We start from the raw sequence: 18,465 nt of genomic DNA on the forward strand, positions 1-18,465 counted from the left end.
TACTCTTTAGAAAGCTTATCATAATTAGCCCAAACATGACAGATTATTGATTGGCTACCGAATTTGTTAATTCTTGCATAATCACATCAATCTGTTTGCGTGCGTTTTCCCAATGATCATTTAGTATCACATGGGCTTTTCCTTTTAATTCCTGTGGCAATTGCAAATCACGCTGATATTCTTCACTTGCAATTCGTTTTTGCACCATTTCAGTATCATCGCCTCGTTTTTTCAGTCGATTGACCAAATTAGTATGATTGGAAACAGTTAAATACAAAACAACGACTTGCTCACCCAACTGTTGCTCATAAGTCACGGCACCTTTGGTATCGAGAACGATACTGACTAGCGGATTTCGTTGCCAACCAATCTCCAATCCTTCATAAGAAGAACCATAATGATAACCCGAATACACGACGTTTTCAAGATAATGGTTATCAAAAAAACTGCGATCTGTTTCAAAATAATAATCTTTTCCGTTCACTTCGCCCTTACGCGCCGGTCGCGTCGTATGCGTAATGACTTGTGGCACGCGATAATAGGTTTTTAAATAGTCACTAACTGTTGTTTTACCAGTCCCAGTTGCACCAGTAATTACAATGATTTTATTAGTCAATTTTTTCACTCCATAAGTATATGTGTTGTCTTTTATTGTAACATGCTGTAGAATAAAAAAATAAAGTTTGATGTAAGCGATTTCTTGATTTTCTGAAATCTTTTCAACTAAAAAAATAAAACTAAGGAGGGTTATTATTATGACCTTTGAAAAATACAGTAACAATTGGTTCACCATCGCACTCGACACTGAAAAACAAGTTTTTATCGCCAACGATAAGACCAACCCCAATTTTGAAGCAACCGGAATTACCATTGAATCTGCTGTGCAAAACTTGAAAACTATCATGGCTATTCAAGGTAATTTACAAGATGCATAAATCGGCAATAGCTAACGCCAAAATAAAATTAGAACAATAACTTTGGTACCTTCATGAAAGATACCGCGTTATTGTTCTAATTTTTTTACAATAATCCAGAACGATTTAAAATTTTCTTTAATGGATAGTATAGAATCATCACTAACACAAACGTCGTAATTGAATTAACGATGGTGGCTGGCTCACTTGCAATCGCGCCAACAACTGCCGCGTGCCACTGCATACCTTGATACGCCACACCCTCAATCAACGAGTTGCCGAACGAAGTAAAAATCTTCGTTAAGCCGGCCACAAATGCCACAATGACAATATGCCACTTTTTTGTATCATCCCGGCGGAATAACCGAAATACCAGTGTCACTACCACGGCCACAATAACGACCTCGAGGATCGTCAGATAGGCAGTACTGGCATAGCCATGGGTCACATCAAACAATCCTAAACCGATGGCACCAGCCAAAGTTCCGTAACCAAAACCAAGAAACATGATGGCTAATGCGGTTAATGCATTGCCAAAATGTACGAATGGCCTCCCGATTAAGGCCGGAATTGGAATTTGAAAAACAGAAATCCCAATGAAGATAATCGCGGCAAATAACGCCGTCACAACAATTTTTCTTAATTGATTATTATGCATAACTCTAACTCCCCTTATACGTTAATATCTTTGATAAAACTGATGGTATAACAATTCCTATCCGTGAATCTCGTGAAAACTGTTTGATAGTATCTGTTACTGCCGCACTTGTCCATTGGTTCGCCAATTTTAGTGCCATTAAAAAAGTATCACCACTTAAAAGAAACCCAAACACTAAACTTGAAAAAAGGTCCCCGGTCCCAAAAAAGTTTCCGCTGATTTTTGCTGAAGATACATAGGTGAAGCTTTTGTCACTTAAAAATGCTGTGCCAATTTGATTGTTTAGTTCAACGCCAGTAATGCCAACATCGGCTACCCCAGTTTTTTGACTCAATTTTTCTAATATAATCCTTAGGTGTTGTTCATCTATAGTGATGGGAACAGTTTGACCAATTAAAAAGCAGGCTTCAGTCAAATTGGGTAGTAGCACTTGTGCATGTCGGCAAAGTAGCAAATAGTCATCCACCACGCCTTGTGCCATGCCAGAATATAATTTGCCATGATCCGCAAAAGCTGGATCAAGGACCACCAACTTCGAAGCATTTTCCGCCAATAGCAAATGAATCTCTTCATAAACTTGCGTTTCACTTCCGAGATAACCAACTAATATATTCTCAAAGCCTACGTCTGCTTGATGCCAGTGTTTTTGAAATTTAGACAAGTTTTTCGCCACAGACAGCGTTGCAGGTTTACCAAAACCACCGGTGTGTGTTGATAGAATCATAGATGGCAAAATACTTGGCTGGATGCCAAATGCCGTTATCACTGGAATCGCTATGCTTAATGAAACTGATCCTACAGATGATAAATCCTCAATTAATAACGTTTGCTTGATCTTGATCCCCTCCCATCAAAACAATTTTTTACATTATACCATGATTAGTACTCAAGGCCTGTTCACTAACTATTACTTGCAGAAACATCGATCCTCGTTGAGCCTTAGGACAACTCAGAAGAACAGCCAGAAGTTTCTAAGCATAATTCCTGCGGGATTACGATCCCGCCTCCACCCATCCTTCACTCTCTTTTTCCGCTGAGCCTTAGGACAACTCCGCAAATCAGGTTTAGATAGTTAAGCAGGGTTCCCGCGGGATTGCGATCCCGCTTCCACCCTGCTTAACTATCTAAACCTATCGATTTGCTTCGTTCACTTTCTTTTTCTCATTGACTTTTAATCTTTTACTAGATATAGTCTAATAAGTTAACTAAATTTGATCATCTATATCTAGGGAGTGTTGTTTATGTCATTACGAGGACGCCTTTTCCGCAAAGAAAGTCGTGATCGTTACATTGAACGCGACAATCGTTTTGAAAAAACCATTTCCGGTGGCGATTTAATCGCCCTCGGAATCGGTGCCGTCATTGGTACCGGAATCTTTATCCTGCCCGGAACCGTCGCCGCAACCAAAGCTGGTCCTGCCATTATTCTTTCTTTCGTGGTTGCTGCCATCGTCTGTTCCGTCGCTGCCATGTGCTACGCTGAATTTTCTTCCGCCCTTCCCGTTGCCGGTAGTGCTTACTCCTACGGTAACGTCATCTTCGGAGAATTAATTGGTTGGATTCTTGGTTGGGCCTTAATCTTGGAATATGTCCTGGCCGTTGCAGCTGTATCCACAGGCTGGTCTGCCTACTTTAGTTCCTTCATTTCAGGATTCGGTATTCACATTCCTCAGGCTTTATCTGGTCCATTTGATCCTGCTCATGGAACTTACATCAACATTGTGGCCGTTATTATCGTATGTTTGATTGCCTTTTTCTTATCTAAAGGATTAAAATCTTCCATTCGAATCAATAACATCATGGTTGTTGTGAAAATTGCCATTATTGTGCTTTTCCTTATTGTAGGTGCTTTTTACGTCAAACCAACAAACTGGCATCCTTTCCTACCTTTTGGTGTAAAGGGAATGTTCCAGGGTGCTTCAACTGTGTTCTTTGCCTATCTTGGTTTTGATGCTGTTTCCTCTTCTGCGGCAGAAGTTAAGAATCCCGATCGTAACATGCCATTTGGTATCATCGGTACTTTAATTATTGCCACTATTTTGTACATCGGCGTTTCTATTGTTTTGACAGGAATGATTCCTTTCACAAAATTAAACGTTGCTGATCCAGTTGCCTTTGCTTTACAGTCAGTTAATCAGAACTGGATGGCCGGTTTACTTTCACTAGGTGCCCTTGCAGGGATGACTACCATGATGGTCACCATGATTTACAGTAGCTCACGATTAGTGTACTCAACTGGACGTGATGGCCTTCTACCAAAAACACTTGGCGAAGTTAGTGCAAAAAATCACTCACCACTGCATGCCATGACGATTGTTACGATTGTAATTGCCATTCTGGGTGGTTTAGTTCCCTTAGATCAATTAACCAACCTAGTTAATATCGGAACTTTAATCGCCTTTACCGTTGTTTCATTTGGAATCATTCCACTACGAAAACGTAAGGATATTCCTAACCATGGATTTAAAGTTCCCTTTTATCCAGTGTTACCTATTATTTCTGGACTATTATGTATCTTTCTAATGACAACCCTTTCCGCTGAAACTTGGATTGCATCCCTTGTCTGGTTTGCATTTGGTTTATTAATTTACTTTACCTATGGTATTCATCATAGTCAATTAGCACAAAAAGATGACTCTCAATAATTATAGACACAAAAGGTTTGGAAATAATTTTCCAGCCTTATTTTTTAACTTTATTCTTGAAAACTGAGAAAGAAGGTAATCTTCATGGCTGAAATCATAATTACATTGTTTCAACCGAGCATGCTAGAAAGCTGGCTACGTTGTCGGGCGTTAGCATATATGAGAAGTGCATTTAACGATGAAATCACTGGTGAAAAAGAAGCCGCTCCAGATAACAAATCTTTGTCATTAGTTGCACTAATAAACGGAAAGGTAATTGGAATTGCCGATATTATTTTATTAAAGGATAGTTTAAAACGAACAAAGGAATACAATCTACAACCACATACCCCATTAGCAACCCTAGACACAATGGCGGTTCACCCAGATTATCAAGGACAAGGTATCGCAAAACGGTTACTGAGGGAGGCACAAAAACAACTAAAGTCTTATGGTGGAAAATTAATCATCTACACGTTAAGCGATAAGTCAGCCAATAGATTGTATCAATCAGTTGGCGCAAAACTATGCTTTGGCGGATATATTGTTTACGGCTCAAGTCCCAAAAACTTAGTACCAACTTTTTCTCGAACTCAAATCAAAAAACAGTGCGAAGTAGCCCTTTTTTCAAAATTTAATCAAGAAATACCTTACGCCAAAAACGGAGACGAAAATTACTACGTAGGACAAAAGAAAAATATTGCACTTCTTCAAAACGTAACTAAAGTGGTTCAAGAACATATTTACCTACTAGATTTAAATTAGTTTTCAGACATGTCACCAGTTCACTTATATTGGCGTATAATTGGTGCCATACAACTTTTCGGAGGTTTTTTATATTATGAAAAATAATCAATTCGCTATTGAAACAGTGGATCCCGCAACCGAACTCAAAGAATTACGAGCTATTCACTTTATCGATGATTCTGTTGATAAGTTAGAGAGCCCAATCGCAGTTTGGAAAGTTCTCTTACACAAAACTATTTTAGAAGCCAAAAGTGAAACGGTTTTTAAACAAAAATTAGATAATTATTTAGCTACTCCCACCACAACACTGGGAGATTTTTTGGAAAACACCCAACCAATCACTAATGAAGTCTTTTACTGTGTTGCTTTGCAGCTTTTGCAGTTCGATGTTGACACTGATTTTGAGCTTGACGAACCTTTGCAGGCTATGAAACGGATTCAACTACCGACTGTTTCTGACTTGATCCAGTCCAAAGCCGACCTGTTACACGCGTGGTATTTGCTTTTATGTACGCACACAAAAAATGGTCAAACTTATTTAGATAAATTAACGCAAGATGGCTATTTTGTGCCATTTTATGAGCAAGCCACAGAACCCCTCTTCTTTAACGGCAAGGCACAGGCTGTATTTGATCCCCATCAGTTAATTCGCGATGTTGTTTATGTGGAAGCCCCTTTGGATACCGATGAAGATGGCAAACGAGATTTACTCAAGGTAGAAATTCTTCGACCTCGTCAAACTGAACAGGGCTTTAAGGCACCTGTTTTATACACCGCTAGTCCTTATAATCAAGGAATCAACGATGAAGCCGGTAGCGCAATGATGCACAACGTGGATGTGCCGCTGGAGGAAAAAGAACCAAATGAGCTGACCTATGAAGATATTCACTATCAAGACGAACCAAAGCCCTTGCCAGCGAAACGTCAAATTGCAGGCGAACAAAAGGAAGCTGACGAGACCTTTGCGATGGAAGCTCCTTATACTTTAAACGACTACTTTCTCACACGTGGTTTCGCAGTTGTTTATGCCGCTGGAATTGGAACTAAAGACTCAGACGGGATTCGCGATACCGGAGCCGTCTCTGAAACTGTTTCGACAATTGCCGTTATCGAATGGCTAGCTGGCAATCGCACGGCTTTCACCAATAGAACCGATAATATTGCGATTAAAGCTTGGTGGTCGAATGGCAAAATTGCAATGACCGGTCGTTCTTACCTTGGTACCTTGGCCACTGCCGCTGCTACGACCGGAGTAGCTGGATTGAAAACTGCAATTTCTGAAGCCGCAATTTCAAGTTGGTACGATTACTACCGAGATGGCGGTTTAGTCGCTGCCCCAAATACCTTCCAAGGTGAAGATATGGATGTACTCGCAACTGAAGTCTTTAGTCGCATGCAAAAACCTGGTGACTATCTTAAGATCAAAGCCTTTTTTGATCAAGTTTTAGCCGCCATGACGAAAGATCAGGATCGCACGACTGGTAATTACAGTCACTACTGGGATACACGGAACTATCTGAACAACGTTAAAAACATCAAAGCTGACATAGTGATGGTCCACGGTTTAAATGACTGGAACGTCAAGCCTCGTAATGTGGGCAATCTTTGGAACGCACTTCGTGATGTACCTGTTGCTAAGAAATTAATCTTGCATCAGGGCCAACACATTTACATTAATGCCTTTCGTTCACTGGATTTCACTGATATGATGAATCTTTGGTTTAGTCATGAACTGTTTGGAATTGAAAATCATGCCAAAGAGTTACTTCCAGACGTTTTAATTCAAGATAACGTTGAACCAGAAACTTGGAACACGTATGAAGACTGGCAATCACCAAAGGATAACCACCAAATCTTCAATTTTGAAGCCAAAGAATTAGTTCCTGAAACAGTGCCAGTCCGAACCGCTGCCGCTTCATTCAGTGATCACCTAGATCCTGATACGTTTGACTTCTATAAGAAGCATCTTGATGTTTGGGAACGCGATTTATTAACCACCAACCACGATACAACTGGTGAGAACCGTTTGCGTGATAATCGCTTAATTTTCAAAACTAGTCAATATGATCAAGATACTTATATTGACGGTCGTGTTCAATTACAAATTCGGGTGGCAGTTAACGAACCATTTGGCATGTTGAGCTTCCAGTTGGTTGATTTTGGGGATGCCAAACGACTAACTGTCAATCCAACCATTTTGGCTTCTAAAACTTTAAGTGGTACTTATGATTGGCGACGTGATAATCTTCGCGAGTTCACTTTGCAAAAAGAAGCCACACCTTGGAAGATGATTACGAATGGACATATTAATTTACAAAACCGCAAAAATAACTATAAAGTTGACGAACTGAAGGCCAATGATTTTTACGACTTGACGGTTGAATTGCAGCCTACTTTCTATCACTTGTTGGCAGGCCATCAACTTGGTTTAGTTGTGTATGCCACTGATTTTGGTACCACAGTTCGTGGTAACCAAGAACTGCAGTACTCGTTACAAATTAACAAGTGCAAAATGAGTTTACCAATTAAATAGTTGACAGTTTGCGTTTTGAATCGTTTAGTTATCGTAGCTAAACGGGTTTCAGAACCTAAAAACAGGCTGGAGGATTTTCCTTCAGCCTGTTTTCTTGTCCTTATTCATTTATTGGCCGCACGTGAATGATCTCGCCACTGGTAATTTTCAATTTCTGATTGTCCGTTTTCAATAGCAACGCACCGTCATCATCAATATCTGAAACGACACCTGTCACTGTGTTATTTTGAAACTGTACGCGAACATGATGTCCAATTACGGAAGACTTTTTTCGATATTGGGTCATGAAATCACCAGTTTGATAGGTTTCTAAATGGTTAAAAAAGTTAGTAATAAAGTCATTTACAAAAGCCGTTTGATCCTTGGCATCTGGCCGATTGCTGAGTGAAATAGCAACTTTTTGAAGCTCATCCGGAAAATTAGTTGTGCTTAAATTTACGCCAATTCCAATGACAACTCCTATAATTTGGTTAGTTACTGGATTTGTGATCGCTTCGGCAAGAATTCCACCCACTTTTCGATTTGCCAAAATCAAATCATTAACCCATTTAATTTGTAACCGGACCGAGAAATGTTTTTCAATGGCTTCCACACTAGCCACGGCAGTCATTGTAGTCAACAGCCCTGGGTTAAAGTTTTCAGCCGCGATTGGGATTAAAAAACTCACATACAGACCGCTATCTTTTGGTGAATAAAAATCGCGATTTAAACGCCCATAGCCACCGGTTTGATGATTCGCAATAAATACCTGCGGCTGCGTGATTCTGCCTGTTTGTTGACCCACACGTTTTGCTTCAGCATTGGTGGAATCAATCTGATCAAACGTATGCAATTGGATGGCTAACCCAGCTTGAATTAAGTTTTGTTCAACCATTTTTGAATCGAATTTGATAGCAACCGTCCCCTGTCTGCAATTTTGAGTTAATTCTACCAATTGATTGCCATTAGAACAAGAACTTAGGCAATCGAAAAACAAGGCAAAATATTTTTCCACCTTGCCGGGTTCCCATTATTTTTGTTATACTGCACCATATTAATCCTCAAAGAAAGAAGGCATCTTCATGAATTATGGTTTAATCGCACTTATTTTCGTTTTGAGTTTTGCATACATCACAATGAATACTATCCGCACACTATTGGAAATGAAGGGATATAAATTCTGGGCGTCCCTGCTATCAATTGCCGAAATTGTGACCTACGTTGTGGGTTTAAGCTTAGTATTAAGCAAACTCAACAATGTATTGAATATTGCTGCTTATGCCCTTGGTTACGCGGCCGGTATTTACTTTGGCACCTGGCTAGAAGATAAATTGCGCTTAGGGTTGTTGGACGTTAATGTGATTCTACCAAAAACTGATGAAAGTAAGCAATTTGCAGAAACCATTCGTGCTGAAGGCTATGGCGTCACCGTTAAAAATGCCCAGGGTCGTGAAGGAGCTCGCCTTGAGTTTGAAATTTTAACTCCCCGAAAACGGGAACAACATCTTTACAGTTTTATTGAGGATAATAATCCCGACGCGTTTATTATTTCCTACGAACCAAAATTCATCAAAGGTGGATTTTGGCGAAAAACAATGCGAAAACGGGCCCAAAATCGGAACCGAAATATTGAGTAGTTGCGGTTCTTTTGCTAGAATAAGGGTTAACTAAAACGAAATAGGGTGATCTGGTGAAACAAGGAACAAAAATTATCACATTGGATAACGGTTATCATTTGTGGACACATACAGACGGTGAAGATAGCAAAATTCATTTGCTAGCCTTACATGGTGGCCCCGGTGGCAATCATGAATACTGGGAAAACTTTCATGATGAACTCCAGAAACAAGGGTTAAATGTTCAGGTACACTATTATGACCAATTAGGGTCATGGTATTCTGATCAACCTGATTATTCAGATCCTAAAATAGCTGATAAGTATTTGACTTATGACTATTTCTTGAGTGAAGTTGAAGAAGTTCGTCAAAAACTCGGCATTGATCATTTTTATTTAATTGGTCAATCCTGGGGTGGCGCTTTAACCATGCTCTATGCGTTGAAATACGGCAGTCATTTGAAGGGTGCCATTATTTCCAGCATGGTTGATAATATTGATGAATATCTCGAACATCAAGATGCCATTCGTGACGAGGCACTCTCACCTAAAGACGCTCAGTTCATGCGCGATTGTGAAAAGAATGGCGACTGGCATAATGCCCGTTACCAAGAACTTGTTGAAGTTTTAAATAAGGGCTATGTGGATCGCAAACAGCCACCAGCAATTTCACATTTGGTGGATACAATGGCTGTTCCAGTTTACAACGCTTTCCAAGGTGACAATGAATTTGTTGTGACTGGAAAACTTAAAGAATGGGATATCCGCGATCAAATCCACAAGATCAAAGTGCCAACTTTGTTAACTTTTGGTGAACATGAAACCATGCCATTGAAATCTGCACAACGGATGGCACAAGCAATTCCTAATTCTCGTTTAGTCACAACACCAAACGGTGGCCATCATCACATGATTGATAACGCACCTGTTTACTTCAAACACCTTGCTGATTATCTTCGTGATGTTGAAAGTGGCAAATTCTAAATATCAAATTAAAAATCTGGAATTAAGTTACATTCGGAAATGACTCGGATGATAATCTTAATTTCAGATTTTTTGTGTTTTTAATAGTATTCCCCAATTTAGTTGAAAATTGTAGACAAAAGTGTGCTAAGCTTTTAACAGCTTACAATTCAAGCAAAGTGACGGTCTCACCTTATGTGGACAAAATTAAAACAAGAGTTTATCTATGCCCTATGTTTTCTGTTTGCCATTTTTGGGTTATCTTTATGCCAGGATAATTTTCAAAATGTGCATCCTGTTGGCACAAAAACGATTGATCAAATTACAGTCGTTCAAAACAGGTACGGAAAGATAACCGGTTATCAAGGAGAAACAAGCGATGATAAGCATATTATACTAACTAAGAATGACTACCAAGCCTGGGCTAAGTCCGAAAATCTGGCCATTACAAGAACAATTTATCACCGCTATGATGATCGTTTAGCAGTCAAATCTTTAAAAGTTGATTGGCGATCTTTACCCCTCTTTCTTGGTGGTTCGCTCTTAGTTACCATAAGTTATTTAATTCGTCTTATTTAAAAGGAATTACCCATTTCAAATTGGGAAATCCAACTGTGCTATATAACTTGGTACATCTAGATCTTTTAATCACAGTACTTTTAGTATTGATAGGTTTAACCCAATGGAGCTACACTAACTATTTTGAGCCCTTAGCCTTTGACTTTTTTCAATCGTCAACTTATACCATTCCAACTAAGGCTAAAATCGTGAAAAAAAAGCAAACTAACATTAAAACCAGAACCCGTTATGGACAAGCTTCTTACACTACAAACAATCTTACCCTGAAATTTCAAAACGATTTGGGAATTGATCAAAGAGTTATCCGGGATGTGCCCACCTACTTTTATAATCAGCAAAAAGTAGGGAATTCAATGACAGTTCTCCCTTATGCAAACAATTCCGGTGGGATCAAAATTTCTTCGGTTTTGGTTACTTTGCCAAATGTGCTGCAATTTTTACTTATTGCTTTTGATCTCATTTTGATTTGGTATCTCCCAAACTTCTTTGTCAATTTATGGCATACGTCTAAACTAACGGTTAACCAGTCTCCGCCAAAAAAGTCTAAACATCCCGTATTTAGTGGATTGCTCATCTTATTGCTCGTTGTTTGTGCTATTGGCCAAGGTTTCATACAGACACGGCTTACAGTATCAGAATCGACCCCTAATTCGATTATCCAGACCCACCTAACCAAATCTCAAAATGAACTAAAAAGCGGAACAGAGAAAAATTTCTCTGTTCCGTTTTACGTTTCTGGTCCTTATTTATCAATCCGTAATTTCTCAACATTTAATTCTTTATCAATCCAGTTGGTATAAAAACCGTCCTCATGACTGACAACGATCAAATTACCCTTGAATTTTTGTAAGGCTTCACTCAAAGCAGCTTTCGTTTCGTCATCCAAATGGTTCGTCGGTTCATCCATCACTAAAAAGTTAGACTCAACTAATTCCAACAAACAAAGCTTAACCTTTGTTTGCTCACCACCACTTAAAATGTGCATTGGCTTTTGGGTATCAGCCGCATTGATTCCGCATTTTGCAAGTTTGGTTCGAATAGTTTTGGGTAACATTGTGGGATACTTTTCTTGAATTGTTTCCAAAGGATTCAATTCAGGGTTATCCCAGATTAACTCTTGGCTGAAATAATTCACTTTAGAAGATGGAGAAAAGACTGTTGTGCCACTTAAAGCCGGAATTCTTCCTAAAATTGATTTAATTAAGGTTGATTTACCAGCTCCATTAAATCCAGAAAAGGCAATCTTTTCGCCGGCCGTCAAGCTAAAGGTAACTGGTTCAAGTAATTGACGTTTTCCATAACCCACAGCCAACTTTTTAACAGCGACGGCATTTTGTGAACCTGTTTCCAGATAGGGAAAATCAAAGTGTGAACGCAAATTCTCACTTGGTGGATCAATCCGATCTAGATGTGACAACATCTTTTCTCGAGACTTCGCCATTGTCGAATGAGAACCGGCCTTGTTCTTTCGAATAAATTTTTCAGCTTTTTCAATCACAACCTGTTGCTTCTCGAAAGCCTTCAATTGGGCCTCTTTTCGGGCATCCTTTTGTTTCATTGCGGCTTTGAAATTACCACGATATTTCGTGATTTTTCCAAACGCTACGTCACAAATACAGTTCGTAATTTCAGTCAAAAAGTCGTAATCATGGGAAATAACAATAAAGGCTCCCGTAAAGTTGGTTAAATAATTTTCTAGCCAGTCAATATGTGCAGTATCCAAGTAGTTGGTCGGTTCATCCAAAAGTAACACATCAGGATTCTGCAAAAGGAGTTTCGCCAAGATAATCTTTGACCGCTGTCCGCCACTCATTTCACTGACAATGTGATCACGACCAATATCGTCCAAACCCAGACCTGTCATGACACGAGCAATTTCCGTATCAATATCATAAAAGTTATTGGCTTCCAAGGTTTCTTGAATTCGGCCAGCTTTTTCTAATAGGTCATCATCTAAATTTTCAGCATAATCCGCATAGCACTTGTCCATTTTATCTTTCAAGGCAAATAAATGGGCATACGCCGTAGTCAAAAATTGATAAAGGGTATCGCCATCTGGAATATCCGCATACTGATCCAAATAACCATAAGTGACCTTATTTTGCCACTTCACACTGCCTTCATCAGGTAAAATTGTACCTGTTAAAATTTTAATTAAGGTACTTTTCCCTGCCCCGTTTTGACCAACAATCCCCATATGATCTTGTTTGTTCAGTTCAAAACCGGCATCGTCATATAATTTTTTATCCGCAAATCCATGGGATAAGTTTGCTACTGATAATATACTCATAATTCTCACTTTCTATCCGTTCCTAAAACAACTAATAACAACCGTATCACAAAGGTCTAAACACCGTCAACTAAGGCAATTCACCAGCCAATCACACTTTTTAAAAAGATAGTGCTTACAATTTCATCAGGGATAGCTTTTAACTGGTGCTCAAATTATTTTCAAATATAGATTATGCTATACTATTGTTATTAAATTAATCATACCTTAGTAAGGAAGTTTTCTATCATGAACGTTCGTGAAATTGATCACCTTGTTTTAACAGTTACTGACATCGAAAAAAGTCTGCGTTTCTATCATGAAGTTTTCGACATGCCAATCTTAACGTTTGATGCCGATCGAAAAGCCGTTCTTTGTGGCAAACAAAAAATTAACTTTCAGCTTGTCGACGAACCACATGAACCCGTTGCTGATAAACCAACACCGGGTTCTGCTGACCTTTGCATTGTGGTTAAAGACAAACTTCCCGAAGTGATTAACCATCTCGAGAGTTATTATGTCGACATTATTGAAGGACCAGTTCAAAAAACTGGCGCTCACGGCAAACTCACTTCCGTCTATGTCCGTGACCCAGACGCCAATTTAATCGAAATTAGTAACTACTAGTTTCACTTAAAAAAGCTTTTGGCAAAGTTAGCTAATTCTAACCAGCCAAAAGCTTTTTTCTATTTTCGTACTTGTCCGTTTCCACGAATCACATATTTAGTTGACGTGATTTCATTAAGGCCCATTGGTCCACGGGCATGCAATTTTTGAGTACTAATGCCGATTTCAGCACCAAATCCAAATTCATAGCCATCCGTAAACCGGGTCGATGCATTCACATAGACAACCGCTGCATCAATTTCTTTGGTAAATTGCTCGCTGTGTGCATAGTTGTTTGTAATAATGGCTTCACTATGCTTGGTATTATAACGATTTATATGGTCGATTGCCTGATCCAAATCATCAACCACTTTTATAGCCATAATATAATCGTTGTATTCTGTTCCCCAATCTTCTTCAGTTGCCAAACTAATATCGGGTAAAATTGACTTTGCCCGTTCATCCCCGCGTAAATCAACATTAAACGGCTTTAAGGCTTTAGCAACCATTGGTAATAGCTCCTCAGCCACTGCCTCATTTACCACCAATTTTTCCATGGCATTACATACCGAAGGGCGTTGTGTTTTGGCATTCACAATAATATTTGTGGCCATTTGTAAATCAGCCACCTCGTCGACATAAACATGACAATTACCTGCCCCTGTCTTGATTACCGGGACTTTAGCCTTTTGAACAACCATTTGAATAAACTTGGCACTTCCTCGAGGAATTAACACATCCAAATAGGCTGTCAGTTGCATTAAAGCGGTCGCCGTTTCATGGGAAGTATCGGTAATAAGTTGAATACTATCCTCTGCAATTGTTTCGGTCTTTAAGGCAGTTCGTAGCGCCGTCACAAGCGCCTGATTAGAATGAATGGCCTCTTTACCGCCACGTAAAATGACCGCATTCCCGGATTTAAACGTCAATCCAGCTGCATCAACCGTTACGTTTGGCCGTGCTTCATAGATCATACCAATCACACCTAATGGTACCCGAACTTGGGAAATATCCAATCCCGCAACTTCTTCCAAGCCATCTGCCATGCTAGCAATACGGTCATCATCAAGTTTTAAACGATCCAACATAACTTTTTTAACACCATTTTTTTCGGCATCTTGCATGTCAATTGCATTTGCTTTTAAAATAGCATCTGAACTTTTTCGTATTTCTCGTGCCATAGCCTTCAAAACTTGATTTTTTTTGATTGTTGATAATTGGGAAAGCTGTTGTTCTGCATTTTTTGCATTTTGACCCATCTGCGTTAATGTGATCATGCTAGTCCTTCTTTCGTGACAACTTCTTTTGGTTCAAAAAGGGTTCCAACTGGATCGCCCGCCAAAATATTATAGATAATTCGTGGATTCTTGCCATTTGCCAGTATCATTTTTTGATGATTTTTCAAAATTCGTTTGGCAGCCTTTAGTTTCGTAACCATTCCGCCTGTTCCAAACTTTGTGCCCACACCGCCGGCAGCCTGAATAATCGACCCATCAATGTTTGTAATCGTGTGGTACAACTCAGCGTTTGGATTAGACAAAGGATTTCCTGAATAAAAGCCATCAATATCAGACAACATGATCAACAAATCAGCATCAATTAAATTTGCAACAATGGCAGACAACTGATCATTATCACCAAACTTGGTTTTGTGATCCAATTCATCAACTGAAACTGTATCGTTTTCGTTTACTATTGGGATCACATTCATTTTTAATAACTCTTGAAAAGCGTTGAACACATTCTTTTTACTTTGGGGATACACTAGTACATCCCGTGTCAGTAGCATTTGGGCTACTGATTTACCATAGTGCTGAAATTCACGCCCATAAATGCCTAATAACTCGCCTTGTCCCACAGAAGCAACTGCCTGTTGAGCTGGAATTGTATCTGGTCTTTTTGACAAACCCAGTCGTCCCATCCCCACACCAATTGCACCTGAAGAAACTAAAACGACCTCCTTGCCTTGGTTTTTTAAGTCGCTCAATACAAACGCGAGACGCTCAATTGAACGCAAATTTAATTTACTGGTGTCTTGATACAACAGCGAACTAGTTCCAATTTTAATTACAATTCTCTTTGCATCTAAATTTCGTTTATTCATGCTGCCACCATTTCATTTTAAAAGTTTCATTTCGTTATTAATCTACACGCGTACTATCATACCGGAATTCACGAATTTGTCCAAGTATTCGTCTTCGCTTGTATGTATCAAAATTAGTGGATAGTGCTCTAACTAGTTAAAGCCTAATTTTTTTGATCATTATTTACCGTTCCGATGTTGACGTGGGGCCGTGTGAGGTCGCTTGCGAACCGTCCGTTAAGACTACTACCCGTAGACGGGCATCTGCAAAATTTATCCATGCTTTGCCTAAAACATCTGAAATCAATGCCTGGTATTGAATCATTAAATTCTTTTCCACATCACATAAATCGTGACTCTCCTTTAAAACTTCCATAATTTCTATGCCGTTACCTCCTAAATTTTTGACTCTTATACCTAATTAGAAGGTTATCGGCCTTCTCTTTATCTGAAAAGATTTACTTTCGCTTTTCTACTCAAACTTTACATTAATACTTCGTTTTATCCGGAATACAAAAAAGTTGGCTACTTAAAAGTAAACCAACTTTTGATTTGTTCCAAAATACTTAGATTAATAATTTTTTTGCATCAAAATCGGGCTCCAACAAATACTTAGCATCAAATTCAGGATCCTGTGAAGTTAAGATCTTGGGACCATCATTTGTAACAACTAAAGTGTGTTCGTACTGACAACTTAAACTGCCGTCCATAGTTGTGACAGTCCAACCATCAGGAGCAGAAGTATCACAACGCCAATCACCTGTATTAACCATAGGCTCGATTGTGATCGTCATGCCAGCCTTTAAACGTAAGCCACGGCCTGCATCACCGTAGCCAGGAACCATTGGATCTTCATGCATTGTTGGCTGAATACCATGACCAACGAATTCACGAACATCACCGTAACCATTTTCGTCTTCAATGTAATGTTGCATTGCATGACCAATGTCACCAATTCGATTGCCAGGAACGGCTTGATCAATACCAAGATACAACGCTTTTTTAGTGACATCCATTAAATTCTTAACTTCATCACTCACATTGCCAACCGCATAAGCCCAACAAGAATCAGACATATACCCATCCACACTAACCACAGTATCAACTTTAACCAAGTCACCATCTTTAATTAAAAGATCTTTTCGTGGAAAACCATGGCAAACTTCATTGTTAACACTGACACAAGTAGCATATTCATAGCCTTCAAACCCTTTTTCTTCAGGTTTAGCATTGTTTTCAGCTAAATAACGTAACGCAAATTTTTCAATATCCCAACTTGAAATTCCGGGTTTAATAATCTTTCGTAACCCAATATGCATGCCAGCCAAAACGGCACCAGACTTTTGCATTCCTTTAATTTCTCGTTCTGATTTTAATGTGATCATTTCACTATCTCCCAATTTTTTAATTCATCAATTCTATCTTAGCACAAGTCAAACGTTTGGTTCAGTTGAAGCCGTTGTTCACAAACAATTATGCTTTGCTAGTGCACGTCGCTACCAAGAAAATCTTGCCAATCTGGCGCCCAAACGATGCCCATTGACTTTTCACCCGTATGGACACCCATAAATGGGCCAATCTCACCAGTTTCAATTGTGGCCGTTTGATATTGGTTTCTTATTTCCGATTGCCATTCCTGATTCAATTCACTATTGTTGGCATCTAGTACACTAATTCTTTGCTTAACTGAACTGTTCAATAGTTTTTCATCCATCATTAATTTCACTTTTTTAAACGCATTATCCATATGATGGGCATTCGTCACAAGGGCCAATCTCCCGGCTTTATTAAACGTTAGGATTGTACGTGTGCCCAAAATTGCTCCAATCAATGGAGAACGGCTCATAATACGGCCTGTTTTGGATAACGCACGCATATTATAAACAACAAGCAGAAAATGGGTTGCTTCTTGTAACTTCTTAACTTGTTTTAAAATATCATGAACTGAATAGTTTTGATCAACAAGGGCCGCGGCAAGTAAGGCAAGGTTACCTTCTGCAGCGCATGCCATCATTGAATCAATGGCATAAACGTCTAAGTCCTTGACGGAAGGTGCGAAAGCCTTCAAATTGGTAATAAACCCGCTAAGCCCACCAGAAACACCCACACAGATTGCGGCCTCATACCCTTGATGGGCAAGGTCGGTAAAGACGCCTTGCATTTCACTCATGGCAACTTGTGAGGCGGTGGGAACTGTTTTATCATTTCTGAGTCTTTTATAGAATTCAGAAGATGATAAATCAACTCCTTCTCGATAAAGATGATTACCAAAAAGAATGGGTTGATTGATCACGATTAAATGATACTGACGAACTAATTTTTCAGGAATATTAGCGGAACTATCGACAACAACCGCAATTTTCATTTTGTCACCTAGTCTCCACTTTGGAATCCAAATATTTTGTTAACTTGTCTTGAGGGTAAAAGCCGGTGACTTTTTCAACGGCCTTCCCATCACGAAATAAAACTAGTGCTGGAATACTCATGATTTTATACTTTTCGGCAATTTCTTGTTGATGGTCAACGTTGAGTTTACCGAATTTAATTTTACCTTTGTAGTTAGGTTCAAGCTGATCAAGGACAGGTTCAAGCATTTTGCAAGGCCCGCACCAAGGGGCCCAAAAGTCAACAAGAACAAGCCCGTCAGCCGTTTCTTCATCAATATTGTAACTTGTAATGGTAACAGCCATGTCATTTCCTCCGTTTGTGAAGCTTATGAATGAATTATAGCATAATGAAAAAAAAGTGAGCGGATTGCAGCGTTTGGCTTACCAATATAATTGTGCCGCTAGCGGGATCGTGATCCTGCGGTTAGGCATGATTATATTGGTAAGTCTGCTGCAAGGAGCTGTCCTAAAAAAGTGAGCGGATTGTGGCGTTTAGTCCTATCGAGAT

Annotated in this window: 19 protein-coding genes; 9 read left to right on the forward strand and 10 right to left on the reverse strand. The window is 39.3% G+C overall.

The features are described 5' to 3' along the window. Positions 1-43: 43 nt before the first annotated feature. Entirely contained in the window at positions 44-616 is a 573-nt protein-coding gene (locus PPA04_RS03710) for a guanylate kinase (RefSeq protein ID WP_057783232.1), read from the reverse strand. Positions 617-755: 139 nt separating this feature from the next. Between PPA04_RS03710 and PPA04_RS03715 the strand changes: the two genes are divergently transcribed. Then, complete coding sequence (locus tag PPA04_RS03715) at positions 756-935, forward strand: hypothetical protein (RefSeq protein ID WP_057783230.1); 180 nt, start codon at positions 756-758, stop codon at positions 933-935. A gap of 85 nt (positions 936-1,020) precedes the next feature. Here the strand turns inward: PPA04_RS03715 and PPA04_RS03720 are convergent, their stop codons facing one another. Then, entirely contained in the window at positions 1,021-1,572 is a 552-nt protein-coding gene (locus PPA04_RS03720) for an ECF transporter S component (RefSeq protein ID WP_057783227.1), read from the reverse strand. 4 nt (positions 1,573-1,576) lie between these two features. Then, positions 1,577-2,338, reverse strand: coding sequence for a bifunctional hydroxymethylpyrimidine kinase/phosphomethylpyrimidine kinase (locus PPA04_RS03725; RefSeq protein WP_147206712.1), 762 nt, complete (start codon positions 2,336-2,338; stop codon positions 1,577-1,579). Positions 2,339-2,813: 475 nt separating this feature from the next. On the opposite strand from PPA04_RS03725, the gene PPA04_RS03730 reads away from it, so the two are divergent. The 3 genes from PPA04_RS03730 to PPA04_RS03740 all read left to right on the forward strand — a co-directional run bounded on the left by PPA04_RS03730 (position 2,814) and on the right by PPA04_RS03740 (position 7,476). Further along, positions 2,814-4,217, forward strand: a complete 1,404-nt coding sequence (locus PPA04_RS03730; protein WP_057783223.1) for an APC family permease — start codon at positions 2,814-2,816, stop codon at positions 4,215-4,217. Between the two features lie 84 nt (positions 4,218-4,301). Continuing rightward, positions 4,302-4,961, forward strand: a complete 660-nt coding sequence (locus PPA04_RS03735; protein WP_057783221.1) for a GNAT family N-acetyltransferase — start codon at positions 4,302-4,304, stop codon at positions 4,959-4,961. A gap of 76 nt (positions 4,962-5,037) precedes the next feature. After that, complete coding sequence (locus tag PPA04_RS03740; protein ID WP_057783219.1) at positions 5,038-7,476, forward strand: Xaa-Pro dipeptidyl-peptidase; 2,439 nt, start codon at positions 5,038-5,040, stop codon at positions 7,474-7,476. Between the two features lie 100 nt (positions 7,477-7,576). On the opposite strand, the gene PPA04_RS03745 is transcribed toward PPA04_RS03740, so the two are convergent. Further along, complete coding sequence (locus PPA04_RS03745) at positions 7,577-8,470, reverse strand: biotin--[acetyl-CoA-carboxylase] ligase (RefSeq protein ID WP_057783217.1); 894 nt, start codon at positions 8,468-8,470, stop codon at positions 7,577-7,579. Between the two features lie 61 nt (positions 8,471-8,531). Here PPA04_RS03745 and PPA04_RS03750 point away from each other — a divergent pair, with 61 nt between their 5' ends. The 4 genes from PPA04_RS03750 to PPA04_RS03765 all read left to right on the forward strand — a co-directional run bounded on the left by PPA04_RS03750 (position 8,532) and on the right by PPA04_RS03765 (position 11,412). Continuing rightward, positions 8,532-9,092 carry a DUF5698 domain-containing protein gene (locus tag PPA04_RS03750; RefSeq protein ID WP_147206713.1) on the forward strand — a complete coding sequence of 187 codons (561 nt, stop codon included), beginning with the start codon at positions 8,532-8,534 and terminating at the stop codon, positions 9,090-9,092. Between the two features lie 53 nt (positions 9,093-9,145). Beyond that, on the forward strand, positions 9,146-10,054 hold the full coding sequence (locus PPA04_RS03755; RefSeq protein ID WP_057783213.1) for a proline-specific peptidase family protein: 909 nt from the start codon (positions 9,146-9,148) through the stop codon (positions 10,052-10,054). Positions 10,055-10,228: 174 nt separating this feature from the next. Further along, positions 10,229-10,612 carry a hypothetical protein gene (locus tag PPA04_RS03760; RefSeq protein WP_057783211.1) on the forward strand — a complete coding sequence of 128 codons (384 nt, stop codon included), beginning with the start codon at positions 10,229-10,231 and terminating at the stop codon, positions 10,610-10,612. 188 nt (positions 10,613-10,800) lie between these two features. Beyond that, positions 10,801-11,412 carry a hypothetical protein gene (locus PPA04_RS03765; protein WP_147206714.1) on the forward strand — a complete coding sequence of 204 codons (612 nt, stop codon included), beginning with the start codon at positions 10,801-10,803 and terminating at the stop codon, positions 11,410-11,412. Here PPA04_RS03765 and PPA04_RS03770 read toward each other — a convergent pair. Continuing rightward, complete coding sequence (locus PPA04_RS03770) at positions 11,355-12,902, reverse strand: ABC-F family ATP-binding cassette domain-containing protein (protein WP_057783208.1); 1,548 nt, start codon at positions 12,900-12,902, stop codon at positions 11,355-11,357. The two genes, PPA04_RS03765 and PPA04_RS03770, sit on opposite strands and share 58 nt — an antisense overlap. A 228-nt stretch (positions 12,903-13,130) precedes the next feature. Between PPA04_RS03770 and PPA04_RS03775 the strand changes: the two genes are divergently transcribed. Continuing rightward, positions 13,131-13,508 carry a VOC family protein gene (locus PPA04_RS03775; protein ID WP_057783206.1) on the forward strand — a complete coding sequence of 126 codons (378 nt, stop codon included), beginning with the start codon at positions 13,131-13,133 and terminating at the stop codon, positions 13,506-13,508. A gap of 59 nt (positions 13,509-13,567) precedes the next feature. Here PPA04_RS03775 and PPA04_RS03780 read toward each other — a convergent pair whose 3' ends face one another. The 5 genes from PPA04_RS03780 to trxA all read right to left on the reverse strand — a co-directional run bounded on the left by PPA04_RS03780 (position 13,568) and on the right by trxA (position 18,260). Further along, positions 13,568-14,764, reverse strand: coding sequence for a glutamate-5-semialdehyde dehydrogenase (locus tag PPA04_RS03780; RefSeq protein ID WP_057783204.1), 1,197 nt, complete (start codon positions 14,762-14,764; stop codon positions 13,568-13,570). Continuing rightward, the gene (proB, locus tag PPA04_RS03785) at positions 14,761-15,591 is read right to left on the reverse strand and encodes a glutamate 5-kinase (protein WP_057783202.1); all 831 of its coding nucleotides are present in this window, start codon (positions 15,589-15,591) and stop codon (positions 14,761-14,763) included. Before proB ends, PPA04_RS03780 begins: the two co-directional genes overlap by 4 nt. A gap of 545 nt (positions 15,592-16,136) precedes the next feature. Further along, positions 16,137-16,955, reverse strand: coding sequence for a type I methionyl aminopeptidase (gene map, locus PPA04_RS03790; protein WP_057783197.1), 819 nt, complete (start codon positions 16,953-16,955; stop codon positions 16,137-16,139). A gap of 98 nt (positions 16,956-17,053) precedes the next feature. Beyond that, positions 17,054-17,935, reverse strand: a complete 882-nt coding sequence (locus PPA04_RS03795; protein ID WP_057783196.1) for a DegV family protein — start codon at positions 17,933-17,935, stop codon at positions 17,054-17,056. Between the two features lie 4 nt (positions 17,936-17,939). Then, positions 17,940-18,260 (reverse strand): thioredoxin, encoded by a 321-nt coding sequence (gene trxA / locus PPA04_RS03800; protein WP_057783194.1) that lies wholly within the window; start codon positions 18,258-18,260, stop codon positions 17,940-17,942. Positions 18,261-18,465: the final 205 nt, after the last annotated feature.

The organism is Pediococcus parvulus (assembly GCF_007990205.1).
Lineage (GTDB): Bacteria > Bacillota > Bacilli > Lactobacillales > Lactobacillaceae > Pediococcus > Pediococcus parvulus.

Bases quoted from the DNA above. Each gene is read 5' to 3' on its own strand.
- PPA04_RS03715 (WP_057783230.1), top strand. From the start codon at position 756: ATGACCTTTGAAAAATACAGTAACAATTGGTTCACCATCGCACTCGAC.
- PPA04_RS03720 (WP_057783227.1), bottom strand. From the start codon at position 1,572: ATGCATAATAATCAATTAAGAAAAATTGTTGTGACGGCGTTATTTGCC.
- PPA04_RS03730 (WP_057783223.1), top strand. From the start codon at position 2,814: ATGTCATTACGAGGACGCCTTTTCCGCAAAGAAAGTCGTGATCGTTAC.
- PPA04_RS03735 (WP_057783221.1), top strand. From the start codon at position 4,302: ATGGCTGAAATCATAATTACATTGTTTCAACCGAGCATGCTAGAAAGC.
- PPA04_RS03740 (WP_057783219.1), top strand. From the start codon at position 5,038: ATGAAAAATAATCAATTCGCTATTGAAACAGTGGATCCCGCAACCGAA.
- PPA04_RS03760 (WP_057783211.1), top strand. From the start codon at position 10,229: ATGTGGACAAAATTAAAACAAGAGTTTATCTATGCCCTATGTTTTCTG.
- PPA04_RS03770 (WP_057783208.1), bottom strand. From the start codon at position 12,902: ATGAGTATATTATCAGTAGCAAACTTATCCCATGGATTTGCGGATAAA.
- PPA04_RS03775 (WP_057783206.1), top strand. From the start codon at position 13,131: ATGAACGTTCGTGAAATTGATCACCTTGTTTTAACAGTTACTGACATC.
- PPA04_RS03780 (WP_057783204.1), bottom strand. From the start codon at position 14,764: ATGATCACATTAACGCAGATGGGTCAAAATGCAAAAAATGCAGAACAA.
- proB (WP_057783202.1), bottom strand. From the start codon at position 15,591: ATGAATAAACGAAATTTAGATGCAAAGAGAATTGTAATTAAAATTGGA.
- map (WP_057783197.1), bottom strand. From the start codon at position 16,955: ATGATCACATTAAAATCAGAACGAGAAATTAAAGGAATGCAAAAGTCT.
- PPA04_RS03795 (WP_057783196.1), bottom strand. From the start codon at position 17,935: ATGAAAATTGCGGTTGTTGTCGATAGTTCCGCTAATATTCCTGAAAAA.
- trxA (WP_057783194.1), bottom strand. From the start codon at position 18,260: ATGGCTGTTACCATTACAAGTTACAATATTGATGAAGAAACGGCTGAC.